Origin of the sequence: Ornithinimicrobium carbonis (assembly GCF_050703245.1) — a bacterium.
GTDB lineage: Bacteria > Actinomycetota > Actinomycetes > Actinomycetales > Dermatophilaceae > Ornithinicoccus.
In genome coordinates this window covers 739,994-755,685 of the sequence record NZ_CP192647.1, presented here as the reverse complement: position 1 = coordinate 755,685, position 15,692 = coordinate 739,994, and the positions used below count along the sequence as shown (strand labels likewise).

Below are 15,692 nucleotides of genomic sequence, written 5' to 3'. Positions count from 1 at the left end.
TCCCGTCGTGGGGTCACCCGGGGCGCAGCATCCGCACCTCGCGGACCCCGGCGTGCCCGTCCGGCGACACGGTTCCGTCGAGGGCGAATCCGTGCCGCTCGTAGAACCGCACCGCCCGCTCGTTGCCCTCGGCCACCCACAGGTAGGCCGGCCCCGCTCCCAGGACCTCGGCCAGCAGCCGCGCCCCCAGGCCTCTGCCCTGGTGCTCGGGCGCCACGTTCAGGGCCCAGAGCTGCTCGGGCGTGGGCGCGTCCTCGTCCCGGGCCGGTCCGCACATGAGCCACCCCGCCGGCCCGCCCTCGAGGACCGCCACCCGGATGCGCCGACCGTCGGCCGGCACGGTGTCGCGCGCGTAGGCCTGCGCCACCGAGTACCACAGCGGCCGGAAGGTCTCGACCGACAGCCCGTCGACGACCTCGTCGTCCATCAGGCCGCGGTAGGTGTGCCGCCACACCCGCGCGTGGAGCTCGGCGAACGGCTCCACGTCCTCCATGAGCGGGATCCGGAGGAGGTATGCCGCAGCACCGGGATCCGGCGCAGCGCTCACCGGGGGTCCTCCCCCAGCCGGTCCCGGACCCGCTCCACCTTGGTGCGCAGCTGGTCCTCGTGCCCCGGCCGCAGGTCGGCCTTGAGGACGAGCGAGACGCGGGGGCCGTGGGCCGCGGCGGCGTCGCACGCCGCCCGGACGACCGGAAGCACCTCGTCCCACTCCCCCTCGATCGTGGTGAACATCGAGGTGAGCTCGTAGGGGAGCCCGGAGTCGCGGACCACCCGCACGGCGTCGGCGACGGCCTCGCTGACCGAGCCGGAGCCGTCGGCGGCCACGGACGGAGCGACGGAGAACGCGAAGAGAGCCATGCCCGCCAGCCTAGCGAGCGCCCTCGCCGGCCCCGGAGAGCTCCGAGGTGAGCAGGGCGATCAGCTCGCGGGTGGAGGCTCCGCTGCGCCGGCGGTTCCGGGCGACAGGGTGCTGACGGTCGTGGCCGACAGGCACAGGACCTCCCCCGCTGTCGAGATCCTGCGGGTCCGGTCCACCCCAGGCGCCGCCGGGTCAGGACAGCGCGTCGACCACCCGGTCCGCGGCGGAGTACGGGTCGAGCCGGCCGGCGAGGACCTCACCGACCGCCTCGGCGAGGAGGCCGTCGCCGTGCTCGTCACCCAGGCGCTCGCGCAACCGTCCCAGGGCCAGCGTCTCGACCTCGCGGGCGGCCCGTCCCCGTCGGCGCCGGTCCAGCTCGCCGTGCTCGGCCAGCCACCCCCAGTGCTTGTCCAGGGCCTCCAGAAGCTCCTCGACGCCCTCTCCCCGGTCGGCCACCGTCCGCAGGACCGGGGGGCGCCACCGGTGCGGCTCCGTCCGGTCGCCCAGGGAGATCATGTGGCGCAGCTCGCGGACGGTGGCGTCGGCTCCCTCGCGGTCGGCCTTGTTGACGACGAAGACGTCGCCGATCTCCAGGATGCCTGCCTTGGCGGCCTGGACGCCGTCCCCCATCCCCGGGGCGAGCAGCACGAGCGTGGTGTCGGCCAGACCGGCGACCTCCACCTCGCTCTGTCCCACCCCCACGGTCTCCACGAGCACCACGTCGTGGCCGGCGGCGTCCAGCACCCGCAGCGCCTGCGGCGTGGCCCGGGCCAGACCGCCGAGGTGGCCGCGCGAGGCCATCGACCGGATGTAGACCCCCTCATCGAGCGCGTGGTCCACCAGCCGGATGCGGTCCCCGAGGAGGGCGCCGCCGGAGAACGGGCTGGAGGGGTCGACCGCCAGGACGGCCACCCGCAGACCTCGTCCGCGGAGGGCCCGGACGAGCATGGCGGTGGAGGTCGACTTGCCCACCCCCGGGCTGCCGGTCAGCCCGATCGTGCGGACGCCGGTGGCGTGCGGGGCCAGCGCGGCCATGACCTCGCGCAGGGCGGGGTCGTCGTTCTCGACGAGGGTGAGCAACCGGCCGAGGGCACGGGGGCTGCCCGCCCTGGCCTGCTCGACCAGCGTGGGGACGTCGACCTCGCGGCGGGTGCGCATGGGGCCAGCCTCGCAGAAGGTATGCGGTGCGCCCCGGCCCGGGTGCACCGCATACCCCGGGCGTCGTCAGCCCTGCGGAGCCGGCACCCGGACGATCAGGGCGTCGCCCTGTCCTCCGCCGCCGCAGAGCGCCGCCGCACCCACGCCGCCTCCGCGCCGCCGCAGCTCGAGCGCGAGGTGGAGCAGGATGCGTGCTCCGGACATGCCGATGGGGTGGCCCAGGGCGATCGCCCCGCCGTTGACGTTGACCCGTTCCGGGTCCAGGCCCAGCTCCTTGGTGGCGGCGAGCCCGACGGCGGCGAAGGCCTCGTTGATCTCGACCAGGTCGAGGTCGGTGGGCTCGACGCCCTCCTTCTTGCACGCCAGGGCGATCGCGCGCGACGGCTGGCTCTGCAGGGTGGAGTCGGGGCCGGCGACCATGCCGTGCGCACCGATCTCCGCGATCCAGGACAGGCCCAGCTCCTCGGCCTTCTCCCTGCTCATCACCACCACCGCGGCGGCGCCGTCGGAGATCTGCGAGGCCGAACCGGCCGTGATCGTGCCGTCCTTGCTGAAGGCCGGCCGCAGCCGGCCGAGGGACTCGACCGTCGTGTCGGCCCGGATGCCCTCGTCGGCCTTGAACGGCACCGGGTCGCCCTTGCGCTGAGGCACGTCGACGGCCACGACCTCCTCGTCGAAGAGGCCCTTCTCCCAGGCGGCGGCCGCCAGCTGGTGGCTGCGGGCGGCGAAGGCGTCCTGCTCCTCGCGGGTGAACTCGCGGTCCGCGGTGTTGGCGTCCTCGGTCAGGTTGCCCATCGCCTGGTCGGTGAAGGCGTCCCAGAGCCCGTCGAAGGCCATGTGGTCCCGCACGGTGACGTCGCCGTACTTGTAGCCGCTGCGCGACTTCTCCAGCAGGTGGGGAGCGTTGGACATCGACTCCTGGCCGCCGGCCACGACCACGTCGACCTCTCCGGCCCGGATCAGCTGGTCGGCCAGCGCGATCGCGTCGATCCCCGAGAGGCAGACCTTGTTGATGGTCAGGGCGGGCACGTCCATGGGGATGCCGGCCCGCACCGCCGCCTGGCGGGCCGGGATCTGGCCGGCGCCGGCGGTGAGCACCTGGCCCATGATCACGTAGTCCACCTGGTCCCCGGTGATGCCCGCCTTCTCCAGCGCCCCGGCGATCGCGACCCCGCCGAGGTCGGCGCCGCTGAAGCCCGAGAGCGAGCCGAGGAGACGGCCCATCGGGGTGCGCGCCCCGGCGACCAGGACGGACGTGGGAGTGGTGCTCGTGCTCATGGACATGACCTCCAGCATCGGTGGTGGGAGCGGTTCTGCGGCCCACTGTAGTGCGCCGGGGAGGGCCGTCCGACGGCCGGTCGGAGGGCCCCGAGGACCGCCCGACCCGTGCCGCTCAGCCCCCGTGGGCCAGCATCCCGGCCACGACGGTGGCCGAGACCCGGGTGTCCCGCAGCCGTCGGGCCTGCTCGCCCGAGGACGCCCCCGCCGGTCCGAGGGGGTCCTCCTCCAGAAGCACCAGGTCGCCGGGGGACCCGGTGCGCACGCGGCGACCGTCGACGGAGGCGGCCAGGGCCTCGGTCGGGGTCAGGGCCTGCTCGGGGTGCCAGGGCGGCTCGTCGACCGGGCCGCGGTGCACGGCGGCCGCCGCGGCGAGCCACGGGTCGAGGGGGGAGACCGGCGCGTCCGAGCCGAGGACCACCGGGATCCCGTGGTCCAGGAAGCTGCGCAGCGTGAACGTGCGGTCGGTGCGGTCGGGCCAGCACTGCTCGGCGACCACCCGGTCGTCGAGCAGGTGGGCCGGCTGCACGCTCGCCCGCACCGGCAGCCGGCGCCAGAGGTCCAGGTCCTCGGTCGCGACGAGCTGGGCGTGCTCGATCCCCCCGGTCGCCCCCGTCCGCTCGAACGCCCGCAGGGCCTGGTGCACCGCGGCGTCGCCGATGGCGTGCAGGGCCACGTCGAGTCCGGCCCGCGTCGCCGTGGCGAGCAGCTCGACGAGCTCCTCCCCCGAGAGGTTGGCGGCTCCGCAGGGGTCGACCAGCCGGTCGGCGTCGGCGTAGGGCTGGCAGCACCACGCGGTCCTGGTGTTGAGCGACCCGTCGCTGATGATCTTCAGCGGCCCCATGGTCACCAGTCCGTCCGTGGCCCGCACCGACCCACCGGTGCGCACCCCCGCCGCCGCCAGGACCTCGTCCAGCCCCTCGGGGTAGACGCCCACCCGGGCCCGGACCGGCGGCAGGTGCTCGGCGACCCGGTCGCGCCAGTGCGCCCACGGCGGCCGAACTCCAGGTCGGTGATCCCCACCACGCCCCGCGCGAGGGCGTCCGCCAGGGCGAGCGCCACCCCCGCCTCGGCCTCCTCGTGCGCCCCCGGCAGCGCGCTGAGCCGTTCGTAGACGGCGAACCACTCCCCCTCGGCCACGACCCCGGCGCGACGGGGGGCGCCGAGCAGGTCGAGCGCCGGGGTGTTCAGCCATCCGTGGTGGCCGTCCCCGCTGATGAGGACGACCGGCACCTGCGTGGTGACGCCGTCCAGGTCGGCCACGGTGGGGTCCTGGGCCCACGTCGCCGGGCGGTGCCCCCACCCGGTGATCACGCCGCTGCTCGGCAGGCCGCCCTCCGCGAGCCGTCGGCGCACCCGCTCCAGCGCCTCGGCGACGCCGCCGGTGCCCTGCAGGTCCAGCCTGCTGCGCACCAGCCCCCACTGCCGGACGTGCACGTGGTGGTCCCACAGCCCGGGCAGGACCCAGCGGTCCCCGCCGTCGAGCTCGGCCACCCCCCGGTGGTCGGGCCAGGCCGGGGCCGACGGCGGTCACGAGCCCGTCCTCGACGAGGACGTCGACCGGCAGGTCCGTGCGGACGGACGGGTCGGGCACCGCCCCGTCCAGCGGCACGACGCGGACACCGCGCACCAGGAGAGAGTCCATAGGGAGGGAGTATGCCGCCCGCGCCGTCCTCCGTCGGTGCCCGGGCCTAGTCTGGATCCCATGAGCGCAACCCCCGGTCCGCAGGACCCCACGGCGCGCAGCGCGCTCGGGCCCCTCCTCCTGGCGATCGACCACGTCGGCATCGCGGTGCCCGACCTGGACGCCGCCATCGCCTTCCACCAGGACGTGCTGGGCAACCGGGTCGTCCACGAGGAGACCAACGCCGAGCAGGGCGTGCGCGAGGCGATGGTCGCGGTCGGTCGGGCCGACACCGGTGGTGGTGCTCCGGCCGCGATGCTGCAGCTGCTGGCCCCCACCGGGCCGGAGTCGACCATCGCCAGGTTCCTGGACCGCTCGGGGCCGGGGCTGCAGCAGCTGGCCTACCGGGTCTCCGACCTCGACGCCGCGTGCGCGGTGCTGCGCGGGCGGGGCCTGCGGCTGCTCTACGACGAGCCGCGGCGGGGGACGGCGGGGTCGCGGATCAACTTCATCCACCCCAGGGACGCCGGTGGGGTGCTCGTCGAGCTCGTGGAGCCTGCCGGGTGAGCCGCACGCGTACGCGGATCCGCCGGGGACGCAGGGTGCTGCGCAGGCTGCGGCCCCACCACGTCCCCAGGGCGGGGCGGGTGGCCGTCCGCCGCTGGCAGGACTACCGGGAACGCCAGCTGGCCCTGCTGGCCGAGAGCAACCGCCTGCAGCAGGAGCTGCGCGACCAGGTGGTCGCGCCGCTGGCGGCGGTGCGGGGCGCGGACCTGCCCGCCCGGGGAGGCGCGGTGCCCCCCGAGGAGGGCGGGACCCCCGAGGCAGATTCCAGGGCGGGACGAAGCTGGGCGGTCGCCTCACCGTTCTACGTCGGTTTCACCTTCGCGCTGGGGGCGCTGCTGGCCTGGCTGCTCGTGCAGAACCTGACCCGGCTGACCTCGGTCTTCACCTTCCTGCTCGTCGCGCTCTTCGTCACGCTGGCGCTCGACCCGGTCGTGCAGTGGCTCACCCGGCGGGGGTTCGGCCGGGGGCCCGCGGTCCTCGTCGTCTTCCTGGGGCTGGTCGCGCTCGTCACCGTCGTCGGGCTCCTGGTCGTCCCGCCGATCGTCGCGCAGGCCGGTGCCCTGGTCGAGAAGTTCCCGTCCTACCTGCAGAACCTGGGCAGCCAGCCGTGGCTGGCCGATCTGGACTCCCGCTACGACCTCTCCGGGCGCCTCACCGAGGAGGCCGACCGCCTGGCCACGGACGGGCGCACCATCTCCACCGTCTTCGGCGGTGTCCTGGGCGCTGCCGGCTGGGTCGCCGGAAGCCTGGTGGGGATCCTCACCTCCGTCATCCTCACCCTCTACCTGCTGGCGACCCTCCCGACGGTCAAGGACGCGGCCTTCCTGCTCGTCCCCAGCAGCCGGAGGACCCGGGTCGTCGGCCTGGCCGAGGAGATCATGCGCCGGGTCGGCGGCTACGCGCTCGGGCAGAGCGCGGTCGCCACGATCAACGCCGCGTGCTCCTGGATCATGATGCAGATCATGGGCATCCCCTACCCGGCCGTGCTCGCGGTGCTCGTCGGGCTCCTGGGACTGATCCCGATGATCGGCGCCACCCTGGGCGCGATCATCGTCGGACTGGTCGCGCTGACCGTCTCCCCCACCGTCGTGCTGGTCGTCATCGTCTACTACGTGGTCTACCAGCAGGTCGAGAACTACGTCATCGTCCCCAACATCATGCGCCGCACCGTCTCCGTCCCCGGCGCGGTCACGGTGGTCGCGGTCCTCGTCGGCGGCACCCTGCTGGGCGTCCTGGGCGCGCTCATCGCCATCCCTGTGGCCGCGGGCCTGCTGCTGCTCTACCACGAGGTGCTCGTCCCCCGGCAGCAGCGGGCGTAGGGCCAGGGGCTCCACCGTCGGTCGCGTCGTCGGACGTGACGTCAGACGCGGCGGCGGCCCAGGCTCCGGGTCCGTGCCAGCGGCTCCGGGCTCCAGGCCCAGTGCTAGGCGAAGGACCCGCCCGGACGCCGGCGGTCGCGCGCCGACCAGCAGACGGTGTGCCAGTGGCGCCGGTTCTCCACCTGCTGCATCCCGTCCACCGGCCAGACCACGGTGTGAGCCACGTCCGCACCCACCTCGTGCTGGCAGCCCGGGCACCGGTAGGCCCGGCCGCCGGCGTTGGGCGCGACCTGGCGGACGGCCCAGACCTGTCCGGCCCAGGGCACCTCGAGCACCGAGGGACCGCGCGGGAAGGGCGCCGGCCCGTTGGGGCCACGCCCGTCCCGCACCGGCCGGCCCCGGCGGCGCGGGCGGTTGGACCGGGGCGACACGGCCGTGTCAGCCGGTGAAAGGACGGTCCAGCAGGACGTGCTCCAGCAGCAGCGGGGACGGCTGCACGGACTCCGGCGGCAGGCCCGCACCGCCGGCCGCGAGCTCCTCGCAGACGGCCAGCACCTCGTCGGCGCCGATCTGGTCGATCATCGCGAACGGACCCACCGGGTACCCCAGGCCGTGCTGGAGGGCGGTGTCGATGTCCTCGACACCGGCGTACCCCTCGTCGAGCATCCGGACCGCGTCGTTGAGGTGCGGCACGAGCAGGGCGTCGACGACCATCCCCGGGCGGTCCCGGCAGACCACCGGCTCGGCCCCGATCCGACCGACCACCTCGCGCAGCAGGTCCACGGTCGTCCGGTCGGTCGCGGAGGAGCGGCCGATCTCCACGACCTGGCCGTTGCCGGTCGGGGCGTGCACCTGCAGCACGGCCGCCCGCTCGGGCCGGCCGGAGAGGGCGCCCACGGCCACCGCGGCCTCGGGGTTGACGGTGGTCAGCACCGTGTCGGGTCCGACGACCTCGGCGAGCGCCTGCCACAGCTCCTCACCGCCCGCCTCGAGCCAGGCGTCGCCGTCCGGCAGCTCCTCGTCCGTGGGAGACGGGGCGGGGGCCGAGGCCTCCACCACGAGTCCGACGTCGGCCAGCCGGGCCAGCTCGACACGGTCACCCGGGTCCTGCACGCGGGTGACGGCATACCCTCCGTCCTGGAGGCGGGAGGCCAGCTCGTCGGCCAGCTCCCCCGCGCCGACGACCCCGACGGCCGTCAGGCCGGAGGCCGGAGGCGGGGACGGCGTCCGCTCGTCCTCGACGACCTGGCCACGGCCGGGAGCGGCGTAGGTGTAGAACCCGCGGCCGCTCTTGCGGCCCAGCAGACCGGCGGTGACCATCCGCTCGAGCATCGGGCTGGGAGCGTGCATCGGGCTGCGGCTGTGGGCGTAGATCACGTCGCCGATGTGGTGGCACACGTCCAGGCCGACGAGGTCCATGAGCGTGCACGGGCCCATCGGCAGACCCGCTCCCACGCGCATCGCGGTGTCCAGGTCCTCCCGGCTCACGTGCCCCTGCTCGAGCATGCGCAGGGCCGAGACGAAGTAGCCGAAGAGCAGGTAGTTGGCCACGAAGCCGGCGCGGTCGCCGACGACGACCGGCTTCTTGCCGATCCGCTCCGAGAGGTCCACCACCGCGCGCGTGACCTCCTCGTCCGTCCGCAGGGTGGTGATGACCTCCACCAGCTTCAGGACGGGGGCCGGGTTGAAGAAGTGCAGGCCCACGACCCGCCCGGGGTGCCGGGTGCCCGCGGCGATCGAGGTGATCGAGAGGCTGGAGGTGTTGGAGGCCAGCACCGCGTCCTCGGCGACGATGTCGTCGAGCTGGCCGAAGACCCGGTGCTTGAGGTCGAGGACCTCCGGCACGGCCTCGACCACGAGGTCGGCGTCGGCGAGCCTGGCCATCTCGGTGGTGATCGTGACCCGGTCCAGGATCCGGGCCTGGCCGTCCTGGTCCAGCCTGCCCTTCTGCACCGCGCGGTCGGTCGAGGACCGCAGGATCGCCCGCCCCCGGTCGGCGTACTCCTGCGTCGTCTCGACCCCGACGACCGTCAACCCTCCCCGGGCGAAGACCTCGACGATGCCGGCACCCATGGTGCCCAGTCCGATGACCCCGACGGTGGTGATCTCACGCATGCGCCGATCCTCTCAGACGGTGGGGGCGCCCACGGGTCGGGGTGGGAGCGCGGCCGCGGGTTAGGGTGGCCGGCGTGCGTGTCGTGATCGCCCGGTGCTCCGTCGACTACCACGGCGCCCTCGAGGCCCACCTGCCGCTGGCGACCCGCCTGCTCATGGTCAAGGCCGACGGGTCGGTCCTGGTCCACTCCGACGGTGGGTCCTACAAGCCCCTGAACTGGATGGCTCCGCCCTGCTCGATGGCCCAGGTCGAGCCGGACGAGCTCGAGCGCGAGGAGGGCGTGCAGCAGGTCTGGCTCGTCTCGCACGCCAAGCGCGAGGACACCCTGCGGGTGCGGCTGCACGAGATCCACGCGGACAGCTCTCACGAGCTCGGCATCGACCCCGGGCTGGTCAAGGACGGCGTCGAGGCCCAGCTCCAGGCGCTCCTGGCGGAGCACATCGTCACCCTCGGGGAGGGCTGGACCCTGCTGCGCCGCGAGTACCCCACCGCGATCGGGCCGGTGGACATCCTGTGCCGGGACGCCGACGGCGCCACCGTGGCGGTGGAGATCAAGCGGCGCGGCGACATCGACGGGGTGGAGCAGCTGACCCGCTACCTCGAGCTGCTCAACCGCGACCCCCACCTGGCACCCGTCCAGGGCGTCTTCGCAGCCCAGCAGATCCGGCCCCAGGCCAGGGTGCTGGCCACGGACCGCGGCATCCGCTGCGTCACGCTCGACTACGAGGCCCTGCGCGGTCGGGACGACGCCGCCGCCCGGCTGTTCTAGCGCCCGTGCCCGGCTGCGGCAGAATCGGGGCATGAGCCCCCGCGCCGCGATCGCCGCCCCCAACGCCCACGCCACCCGTGCGGCGCAGCACGCGCTGGACGAGGGCGGGACCGCGGTGGACGCCGCCATCGCCGGGATGCTGGCCGCCACGGTCACCGAGCCGGGCGTGATCTCGCCCCTCGGCGGGTGCTACGTCACGGTGTGGCCCGCCGGGGGCGAGCCGGTCGTCGTCGACGGCAACGTCGAGATGCCCGGGCGCGACCAGCCCCCGGAGCGGCTGGGCTCGGGCCTCATCGAGGCGGCGTCCGCCTACGGCGGGGGGATGGTGACCTACGTGGGGCCCGGCTCGGTGGCCACGCCCGGGATGTTCGCGGCGATGGGGTGGGCGCACGACCGGTTCGGGCGCGCCCCCTGGAGCGAGCTCGTCCAGCCGGCCGCCGACGTCGCCCGGTCCGGCTACCCGCTCGGGCGGATCGCCCAGTCCTACCTCGTCCTCGTCACGGAGACCATCCTGGCCTGGGACCCCGCCACCCGGGCCCTGCTGACCGTCGACGGCGCACCTCCGCCCGTGGGCCACCCGGTGATCGACCCGGTCCTGGCCGCCACCTGGAGCAGATCGGGGCCGAGGGCCCCGACACCGTCTACCGGGGGGAGCTGGCCAGGACCATCGCCCAGGACGTGCAGGACCGGGGCGGGCTGCTGGGCCTGGCGGACCTCGCCGCCTACCGGGCGGTGCCCCGCCCGGCGCTGCGCAGCCGCCTCGGCGACTGGGACCTCGCCTGCAACCCGCCACCTTCGATCGGCGGTCCGGTCCTCACGGCCCTGCTCCGTCTGCTCGGAGCCACCGGCGGCGACATCGGACCGGCCGGGGCGGCCGCGGTCATGACCGAGGTGCTCGACATCCGCCTCGACCGCATCGACACCGCCGCCGACCTCGCGGCCGCAGGGGCCGAGCTGCTGGAGACGCTCCACGAGATCGGGTCCGCCGGACTGCCCACGTCGCCGTCCACGGCGCACGTGTCCGTGGTCGACGCCAGGGGCACCGCCTGCGCCCTCACGGCCTCGGCCGGCTACGGCTCCGGCATGACGATCACCGGGACCGGCCTGGTGGCCAACAACGCTCTGGGTGAGCTGGAGCTGAACCGGCTCGGGCTGCACGCCCTTCCCCCGGGGACCCGGCTGGCCTCGAACATGGCCCCGACCGTGGCCCGGCGCGACGACGGCTCGGTGCTGGCGATCGGCACCCCGGGTGCGGACCGGATCACCACCGCCCTGGCGCAGGTGCTCCTGCACCTGGCCCGGCACGGCGAGGACCTGCAGACGGCGGTGGACCGTCCACGGATGCACCCCCGTCGGCTGGACGACGGATCGACCCGCGTCGAGCACGAGCAGGACGCCACGATCGCAGCCAGCCTCGACGACGCCGGGCTGGCCCGCAACGAGCACCCGCTCCACGTCATGTACTTCGGCGGCGTCGGCGCCGCCCTGCGCACCGGGGACGGCGAGCTGCAGGCCGCGGCCGACCCCCGGCGGGAGGCGGCCACGCTCATCACCTGAGGGGTGCGCCCACCTCGGACCGTCCGCGCATGGGACGATGCCCGCATGGTCAACCTCACCCGGATCTACACCCGCACCGGCGACGACGGCACGACCGCGCTCGGGGACCTCGGACGCACCGGCAAGAACGACCCGCGCCTCGTCGCCTACGCCGACACCGACGAGACCAACTCCCTCATCGGGGTGGCGCTGGCGGGGGCGAGCCTGCCCGTGGACGTCCAGCACACGCTCACCCGGGTGCAGAACGACCTCTTCGACGTCGGGGCCGACCTGGCCATGCCCCTGCGGGCCAGCTACGACTGGGAGCCGCTGCGCGTCCAGGCGGAGTGGATCGAGGAGCTGGAGGCCGACTGCGACCGCCACAACGAGGAGCTGGAGCCCCTCCGGTCCTTCATCCTCCCCGGCGGCACGCCCGGCTCGGCCCACCTGCACGTGGCCCGCACGGTGGCCCGCAGGGCCGAGCGGTCGGCCTGGGCGGCCATGGACGTCCACGGGGACGCACCGGCGCCGGAGGGTGCGGACAAGGGGGTCGGCGGGATCAACCCGTTGGCGCCGAAGTACCTCAACCGCCTCTCCGACCTGCTCTTCATCCTCGCGCGGGTCGCCAACCGCTCGCAGGGCGACGTGCTGTGGCGGCCGGGTGGCGGCCGCGTCGAGGTTCCGGAGCGCCGGCGGCGAAAGGGTGCTCAGGCCACCCGCGACTGACGGTAGCCCGGGGGGACGGCCTCGACCCACGCCCGCAGGGCCGTGTAGTGCTGCTCGTCGAGAGCCAGGTCGAAGGTCACCGTCCCGTAGCGCACGGGCACCTGGATGAGATCGGGGCGGCCCAGCTGCCCGGCCTCCTGCGCCGTCACGGCCGAGGCCATGCCCAGGTCGAGGTCCGCCCGCATCCACGGGCCGTCGGCAAGACCGCCCGGCCCACGGACGGCCAGACCGTCCTCGGTGAAGCGCAGCGTGCCCCGACGCCAGTCCGTGGTGCCGCGCCGGTAGGCGGCGGGCATCGGCGGACAGATGACGTCCTGGTCGGCGAAGCGCTGGAAGAGCACCAGCCCCAGGCCCAGGATCACCAGCGCGCCGACGGCCGCGAGGAGCACCAGGACGAGGCTCTCCGGCATGGTGTCAGGCGGTGGTCGGGCTGGACAGGCTGCCGGCGTCCACGCTGTCGGCGACGATGACGACGCGGTCGTGGTCGACCGACAGGAACCCACCGTCGATCGTCACGGTCTCCGTCGAACCCCCCGGCGCGACGATCCGCACGTCCCCGGTGACGAGCACCCCCAGGAGCGGGGTGTGACCCGGCAGGATCCCGAGCTCGCCGTCGGTGCTGCGCGCGCTGACGCTCGCGGCCTCGCCCTCCCAGACCTTGCGGTCCGCGGCGACCAGCTGGACCTTGAGTTCACTCACGGGTTCTTGTCCTCTCGGGTACGGCGGCGGTCCCGAGCAGTCTACCGGTCGCCCGGGCCCTGCCGGGACGACTCCCGGGAGGCCAGACCCAGGTGGTGGGCCTCCTCCCACAGCTCGGCGCGCACCCGCGGGTGCGCCGCCCGCTCGATGAGGTGACGGGCCTGGTCCTTCTCGCTGTGCCCGAACAGCGGCGCCACCCCCTGCTCGGTGACGATCGCGGAGGCCTGGAAGGAGGTGACCGGCTCGTCCACCATCGGCACGATCGTGGACACGTCGGCCTTGGGGTGCCACGAGCGCAGCGCCATGATCGCCTGCCCGCCCTGCGAGTGCAGCGCCCCCACGATGAAGTCCGTCTGGCCGCCGAAGCCGCTGTGGATCCGGGTATCGATCCGCGAGGCGTTGGCCTGGCCGAAGAGGTCGACCTCCAGGGCGGTGTTGATCGAGGTCATGGACCGCTGCCGGGCGATCAGGGCCGGGTCGTTGGTGCGTTCGGTCCGCAGCAGGTGCACCCGCCGGTTGCCGTCGAGCCAGGCGTAGAGCTCCGGCGAGCCGAAGAGGAAGGACGTGGTCAACGGGTGCTCGTCGTCGAGCGCTCCGGCGGCGTCGAGGGCCAGCACCCCGTCGGAGAACATCTCGGTCCACACCGCAGTCCCCGGTGCCCCGTCAGCGCCGCCAGCACGGCGTCGGGCACCGTCCCGATGCCCATCTGGAGGGTGGCTCCGTCGGGCACCATCGCGGCCACCCGTTCCCCGATCACCCGGGCGTCCTCACCCAGCGGGACGCCCGTCGGCGGCGAGGGCAGCTCGCTGCTCGTGGCCACGGCCAGGTCGACGTGCTCCACGGGCACGAGGGCGTCTCCGTGCGTGAAGGGCATCCGGTCGTTGATCTGCGCCACCACGAGGCCGCCGCGCTCCCGGCAGGCCTCGATCGCGGCGGGGAGCACGTTGACCTCGATCCCGAGGGAGACCACCCCGTCGCGGGGCGGGGAGCAGTGCAGCAGGACCGCGTCCACCGGCAGCGCGCGGCGGAAGAGCACCGGGACCAGGGAGAGCCGGGAGGGGACGTAGCGCAGTCCGGGGTGGCGCCGCTGGCCCGCGCCCACGAAGCTGGTCTCGGCGACGACCCCCTCGCGCTCCGGCAGGCCGGGCGGGCCGTTGAGGGTGTTGAGCACGTAGCTCGGCACGTGCTCGTCGAGGATCCGGACCAGCTCCCAGGGCACGCTCGAGTTGCCGGACACCACGACCCGGGGGTCGGCGGGCAGGGCGCGCAGCGCGGCGGCCAGGGCCGGCGTGTCGACGGTGATCACGTGCCCATTGTGTCCTCGGCGCGACCAGGACCGGCCGGGGGTCTCCTCCCCCGTGCCCGTCGTCCGCCATCCCCCCGCGCCCGGCGTCCGCCCGGCCTTCCCTCCGGCCCCCACCCGGCACCCCGTGCGGGGGCCGGTGCGCCGGGCGTGTCGGGCGTGCCGGCGGGGCCGGGAGTACGAGGGGCCGGTGCGGGCCGGGAGCACGAGGGGCCGGTGCGGATCGCTCCGCACCGGCCCCTGCGCGCACACCCCGAGGAGTGCGGGGTCAGCTCAGCTGTTCTTCTCCAGCTCGGCGGCCTGGCGCTCGACGTCGTCGAGCCCACCGCACATGAAGAAGGCCTGCTCGGGGACGTGGTCGTACTCGCCGTCGGCGACCTTGGTGAAGGCCTCGATGGTGTCGGCCAGCGGGACCGTCGAGCCCTCGATGCCGGTGAACTGCTTGGCCACGTAGGTGTTCTGCGACAGGAACCGCTGGATCCGCCGGGCCCGGCCGACCAGGATCTTGTCCTCCTCGGAGAGCTCGTCGATGCCGAGGATGGCGATGATGTCCTGCAGCTCCTTGTAGCGCTGCAGGATCGACTTCACCCGCACGGCCGTGTCGTAGTGCTCGCGGGTGATGTAGCGCGGGTCCAGGATCCGGCTGGTGGAGGTCAACGGGTCCACGGCCGGGTAGATGCCCATCGAGGCGATCGGGCGGGAGAGCTCGGTGGTCGCGTCGAGGTGGGCGAAGGTGGTCGCCGGCGCCGGGTCGGTGTAGTCGTCGGCCGGGACGTAGATCGCCTGCATCGAGGTGATCGAGTGCCCGCGGGTGGAGGTGATCCGCTCCTGCAGGGTGCCCATCTCGTCGGCCAGGTTGGGCTGGTAGCCCACGGCCGAGGGCATGCGGCCCAGCAGGGTCGAGACCTCCGAGCCGGCCTGGGTGAACCGGAAGATGTTGTCGATGAACAGCAGCACGTCCTGCTTGGCCACGTCGCGGAAGTACTCCGCCATCGTCAGCGCGGACAGGGCCACCCGCAGGCGCGTGCCCGGCGGCTCGTCCATCTGGCCGAAGACGAGGGCGGTCTGGCCGAGGACCCCGGCCTCCTCCATCTCCACGATGAGGTCGTTGCCCTCACGGGTCCTCTCGCCGACCCCGGCGAACACCGAGACACCACCGTGGTCCCGGGCGACCCGGGCGATCATCTCCTGGATCAGCACGGTCTTGCCGACACCGGCACCACCGAACAGACCGATCTTGCCGCCGAGGACGTAGGGCGTCATGAGGTCGATGACCTTGATGCCGGTCTCGAACATCTGGGTCTTGGACTCCAGCTGGTCGAACGCCGGCGCCTGGCGGTGGATCCCCCAGCGCTCGGTGATGTCCAGCGTCTCGCCCTCCTCGAGGTCGAGCACGTCGCCCGTGGCGTTGAACACGTGACCCAGGGTCACGTCGCCGACGGGCACGGTGATCGGACCACCGGTGTCCTGCACCGCGGCGCCGCGGACGAGTCCGTCGGTGGGCTGCAGCGAGATCGCGCGGACCATGTTGTCGCCGATGTCCTGGGCGACCTCGAGGTTGATCGTCTTGGTCTCCCCGCCGAGCGTGACCTCGGTCTTGAGGAGGTTGTAGAGGGAGGGCATCTGCCCGGGCGGGAACTCGACGTCGACGACCGGGCCGATGATCCGGGACAGACGACCGACGCCGCCCTGCGACTGCTCCTGTGCCGGAGCCTCAGTGGTAGCCATGCTCATGGTT

19 protein-coding genes and 1 pseudogene are annotated in these 15,692 nt (G+C 74.0%); 6 read left to right on the top strand and 14 right to left on the bottom strand.

Features of this window, described 5'->3' with window-relative positions:
- Nucleotides 1-13: 13 nt before the first annotated feature.
- The 7 genes from ACQ95T_RS03940 to ACQ95T_RS03910 all read right to left on the bottom strand — a co-directional run bounded on the left by ACQ95T_RS03940 (nucleotide 14) and on the right by ACQ95T_RS03910 (nucleotide 4,789).
- Nucleotides 14-547: a GNAT family N-acetyltransferase gene (locus ACQ95T_RS03940; protein WP_425939548.1), complete on the bottom strand. Its 534-nt coding sequence runs from the start codon at nucleotides 545-547 to the stop codon at nucleotides 14-16.
- Nucleotides 544-858, bottom strand: a complete 315-nt coding sequence (locus ACQ95T_RS03935) for a thiamine-binding protein (protein WP_425939546.1) — start codon at nucleotides 856-858, stop codon at nucleotides 544-546. Before ACQ95T_RS03935 ends, ACQ95T_RS03940 begins: the two co-directional genes overlap by 4 nt.
- Nucleotides 859-868: 10 nt before the next feature.
- Complete coding sequence (locus ACQ95T_RS03930) at nucleotides 869-994, bottom strand: hypothetical protein (protein WP_431473552.1); 126 nt, start codon at nucleotides 992-994, stop codon at nucleotides 869-871.
- A 57-nt stretch (nucleotides 995-1,051) separates the two neighbouring features.
- Nucleotides 1,052-2,017: a methylmalonyl Co-A mutase-associated GTPase MeaB gene (gene meaB, locus ACQ95T_RS03925; protein ID WP_425939544.1), complete on the bottom strand. Its 966-nt coding sequence runs from the start codon at nucleotides 2,015-2,017 to the stop codon at nucleotides 1,052-1,054.
- A 66-nt stretch (nucleotides 2,018-2,083) separates the two neighbouring features.
- Nucleotides 2,084-3,295 (bottom strand): acetyl-CoA C-acetyltransferase, encoded by a 1,212-nt coding sequence (locus ACQ95T_RS03920; RefSeq protein WP_425939543.1) that lies wholly within the window; start codon nucleotides 3,293-3,295, stop codon nucleotides 2,084-2,086.
- A 115-nt stretch (nucleotides 3,296-3,410) separates the two neighbouring features.
- Nucleotides 3,411-4,232, bottom strand: a complete 822-nt coding sequence (locus tag ACQ95T_RS03915; RefSeq protein ID WP_431473551.1) for an amidohydrolase family protein — start codon at nucleotides 4,230-4,232, stop codon at nucleotides 3,411-3,413.
- Nucleotides 4,142-4,789 carry an amidohydrolase family protein gene (locus ACQ95T_RS03910; RefSeq protein WP_431473550.1) on the bottom strand — a complete coding sequence of 216 codons (648 nt, stop codon included), beginning with the start codon at nucleotides 4,787-4,789 and terminating at the stop codon, nucleotides 4,142-4,144. Before ACQ95T_RS03910 ends, ACQ95T_RS03915 begins: the two co-directional genes overlap by 91 nt.
- Nucleotides 4,790-5,000: 211 nt before the next feature.
- On the opposite strand from ACQ95T_RS03910, the gene mce reads away from it, so the two are divergent.
- The gene (mce, locus tag ACQ95T_RS03905; protein ID WP_425939539.1) at nucleotides 5,001-5,486 is read left to right on the top strand and encodes a methylmalonyl-CoA epimerase; all 486 of its coding nucleotides are present in this window, start codon (nucleotides 5,001-5,003) and stop codon (nucleotides 5,484-5,486) included.
- Entirely contained in the window at nucleotides 5,483-6,805 is a 1,323-nt protein-coding gene (locus tag ACQ95T_RS03900; RefSeq protein ID WP_425939537.1) for an AI-2E family transporter, read from the top strand. The genes mce and ACQ95T_RS03900 overlap by 4 nt, the downstream gene beginning before the upstream one ends.
- Nucleotides 6,806-6,909: 104 nt before the next feature.
- Here the strand turns inward: ACQ95T_RS03900 and ACQ95T_RS03895 are convergent, their stop codons facing one another.
- Both ACQ95T_RS03895 and ACQ95T_RS03890 read right to left on the bottom strand, forming a co-directional pair.
- On the bottom strand, nucleotides 6,910-7,140 hold the full coding sequence (locus ACQ95T_RS03895; RefSeq protein ID WP_425939535.1) for a hypothetical protein: 231 nt from the start codon (nucleotides 7,138-7,140) through the stop codon (nucleotides 6,910-6,912).
- Nucleotides 7,141-7,243: 103 nt separating this feature from the next.
- Entirely contained in the window at nucleotides 7,244-8,920 is a 1,677-nt protein-coding gene (locus ACQ95T_RS03890; RefSeq protein ID WP_425939533.1) for a 3-hydroxyacyl-CoA dehydrogenase family protein, read from the bottom strand.
- 74 nt (nucleotides 8,921-8,994) lie between these two features.
- Here ACQ95T_RS03890 and nucS point away from each other — a divergent pair, with 74 nt between their 5' ends.
- From nucS to ACQ95T_RS03870, 4 genes and pseudogenes are all read left to right on the top strand, one after another.
- The gene (gene nucS, locus ACQ95T_RS03885) at nucleotides 8,995-9,690 is read left to right on the top strand and encodes an endonuclease NucS (RefSeq protein WP_425939531.1); all 696 of its coding nucleotides are present in this window, start codon (nucleotides 8,995-8,997) and stop codon (nucleotides 9,688-9,690) included.
- Between the two features lie 31 nt (nucleotides 9,691-9,721).
- Nucleotides 9,722-10,473, top strand: a pseudogene (locus tag ACQ95T_RS03880) (gamma-glutamyltransferase); the annotation flags it as partial.
- A 99-nt stretch (nucleotides 10,474-10,572) separates the two neighbouring features.
- The gene (locus ACQ95T_RS03875) at nucleotides 10,573-11,247 is read left to right on the top strand and encodes a gamma-glutamyltransferase (protein ID WP_431473903.1); all 675 of its coding nucleotides are present in this window, start codon (nucleotides 10,573-10,575) and stop codon (nucleotides 11,245-11,247) included.
- A gap of 45 nt (nucleotides 11,248-11,292) precedes the next feature.
- Entirely contained in the window at nucleotides 11,293-11,952 is a 660-nt protein-coding gene (locus ACQ95T_RS03870; RefSeq protein WP_425939529.1) for a cob(I)yrinic acid a,c-diamide adenosyltransferase, read from the top strand.
- Here ACQ95T_RS03870 and ACQ95T_RS03865 read toward each other — a convergent pair.
- From ACQ95T_RS03865 to atpD, 5 genes are all read right to left on the bottom strand, one after another.
- On the bottom strand, nucleotides 11,934-12,362 hold the full coding sequence (locus tag ACQ95T_RS03865; RefSeq protein ID WP_425939528.1) for a DUF2550 family protein: 429 nt from the start codon (nucleotides 12,360-12,362) through the stop codon (nucleotides 11,934-11,936). The two genes, ACQ95T_RS03870 and ACQ95T_RS03865, sit on opposite strands and share 19 nt — an antisense overlap.
- 4 nt (nucleotides 12,363-12,366) lie before the next feature.
- Nucleotides 12,367-12,651: a F0F1 ATP synthase subunit epsilon gene (locus tag ACQ95T_RS03860; protein ID WP_425939526.1), complete on the bottom strand. Its 285-nt coding sequence runs from the start codon at nucleotides 12,649-12,651 to the stop codon at nucleotides 12,367-12,369.
- A gap of 41 nt (nucleotides 12,652-12,692) precedes the next feature.
- Nucleotides 12,693-13,283 carry an acetyl-CoA hydrolase/transferase C-terminal domain-containing protein gene (locus ACQ95T_RS03855; protein WP_431473549.1) on the bottom strand — a complete coding sequence of 197 codons (591 nt, stop codon included), beginning with the start codon at nucleotides 13,281-13,283 and terminating at the stop codon, nucleotides 12,693-12,695.
- Nucleotides 13,220-13,957, bottom strand: coding sequence for a hypothetical protein (locus ACQ95T_RS03850; protein WP_431473548.1), 738 nt, complete (start codon nucleotides 13,955-13,957; stop codon nucleotides 13,220-13,222). Before ACQ95T_RS03850 ends, ACQ95T_RS03855 begins: the two co-directional genes overlap by 64 nt.
- A 270-nt stretch (nucleotides 13,958-14,227) precedes the next feature.
- On the bottom strand, nucleotides 14,228-15,682 hold the full coding sequence (atpD, locus tag ACQ95T_RS03845) for a F0F1 ATP synthase subunit beta (RefSeq protein WP_431473547.1): 1,455 nt from the start codon (nucleotides 15,680-15,682) through the stop codon (nucleotides 14,228-14,230).
- Between the last annotated feature and the right edge of the window lie 10 nt (nucleotides 15,683-15,692).

Excerpts from the sequence above, each read along its gene's own strand:
- meaB (WP_425939544.1), bottom strand. The coding sequence starts at position 2,017 with ATGCGCACCCGCCGCGAGGTCGACGTCCCCACGCTGGTCGAGCAGGCC.
- ACQ95T_RS03855 (WP_431473549.1), bottom strand. The coding sequence starts at position 13,283 with ATGTTCTCCGACGGGGTGCTGGCCCTCGACGCCGCCGGAGCGCTCGAC.
- ACQ95T_RS03875 (WP_431473903.1), top strand. The coding sequence starts at position 10,573 with ATGACCGAGGTGCTCGACATCCGCCTCGACCGCATCGACACCGCCGCC.
- ACQ95T_RS03935 (WP_425939546.1), bottom strand. The coding sequence starts at position 858 with ATGGCTCTCTTCGCGTTCTCCGTCGCTCCGTCCGTGGCCGCCGACGGC.
- ACQ95T_RS03870 (WP_425939529.1), top strand. The coding sequence starts at position 11,293 with ATGGTCAACCTCACCCGGATCTACACCCGCACCGGCGACGACGGCACG.
- mce (WP_425939539.1), top strand. The coding sequence starts at position 5,001 with ATGAGCGCAACCCCCGGTCCGCAGGACCCCACGGCGCGCAGCGCGCTC.
- ACQ95T_RS03890 (WP_425939533.1), bottom strand. The coding sequence starts at position 8,920 with ATGCGTGAGATCACCACCGTCGGGGTCATCGGACTGGGCACCATGGGT.
- ACQ95T_RS03865 (WP_425939528.1), bottom strand. The coding sequence starts at position 12,362 with ATGCCGGAGAGCCTCGTCCTGGTGCTCCTCGCGGCCGTCGGCGCGCTG.
- atpD (WP_431473547.1), bottom strand. The coding sequence starts at position 15,682 with ATGGCTACCACTGAGGCTCCGGCACAGGAGCAGTCGCAGGGCGGCGTC.
- ACQ95T_RS03920 (WP_425939543.1), bottom strand. The coding sequence starts at position 3,295 with ATGAGCACGAGCACCACTCCCACGTCCGTCCTGGTCGCCGGGGCGCGC.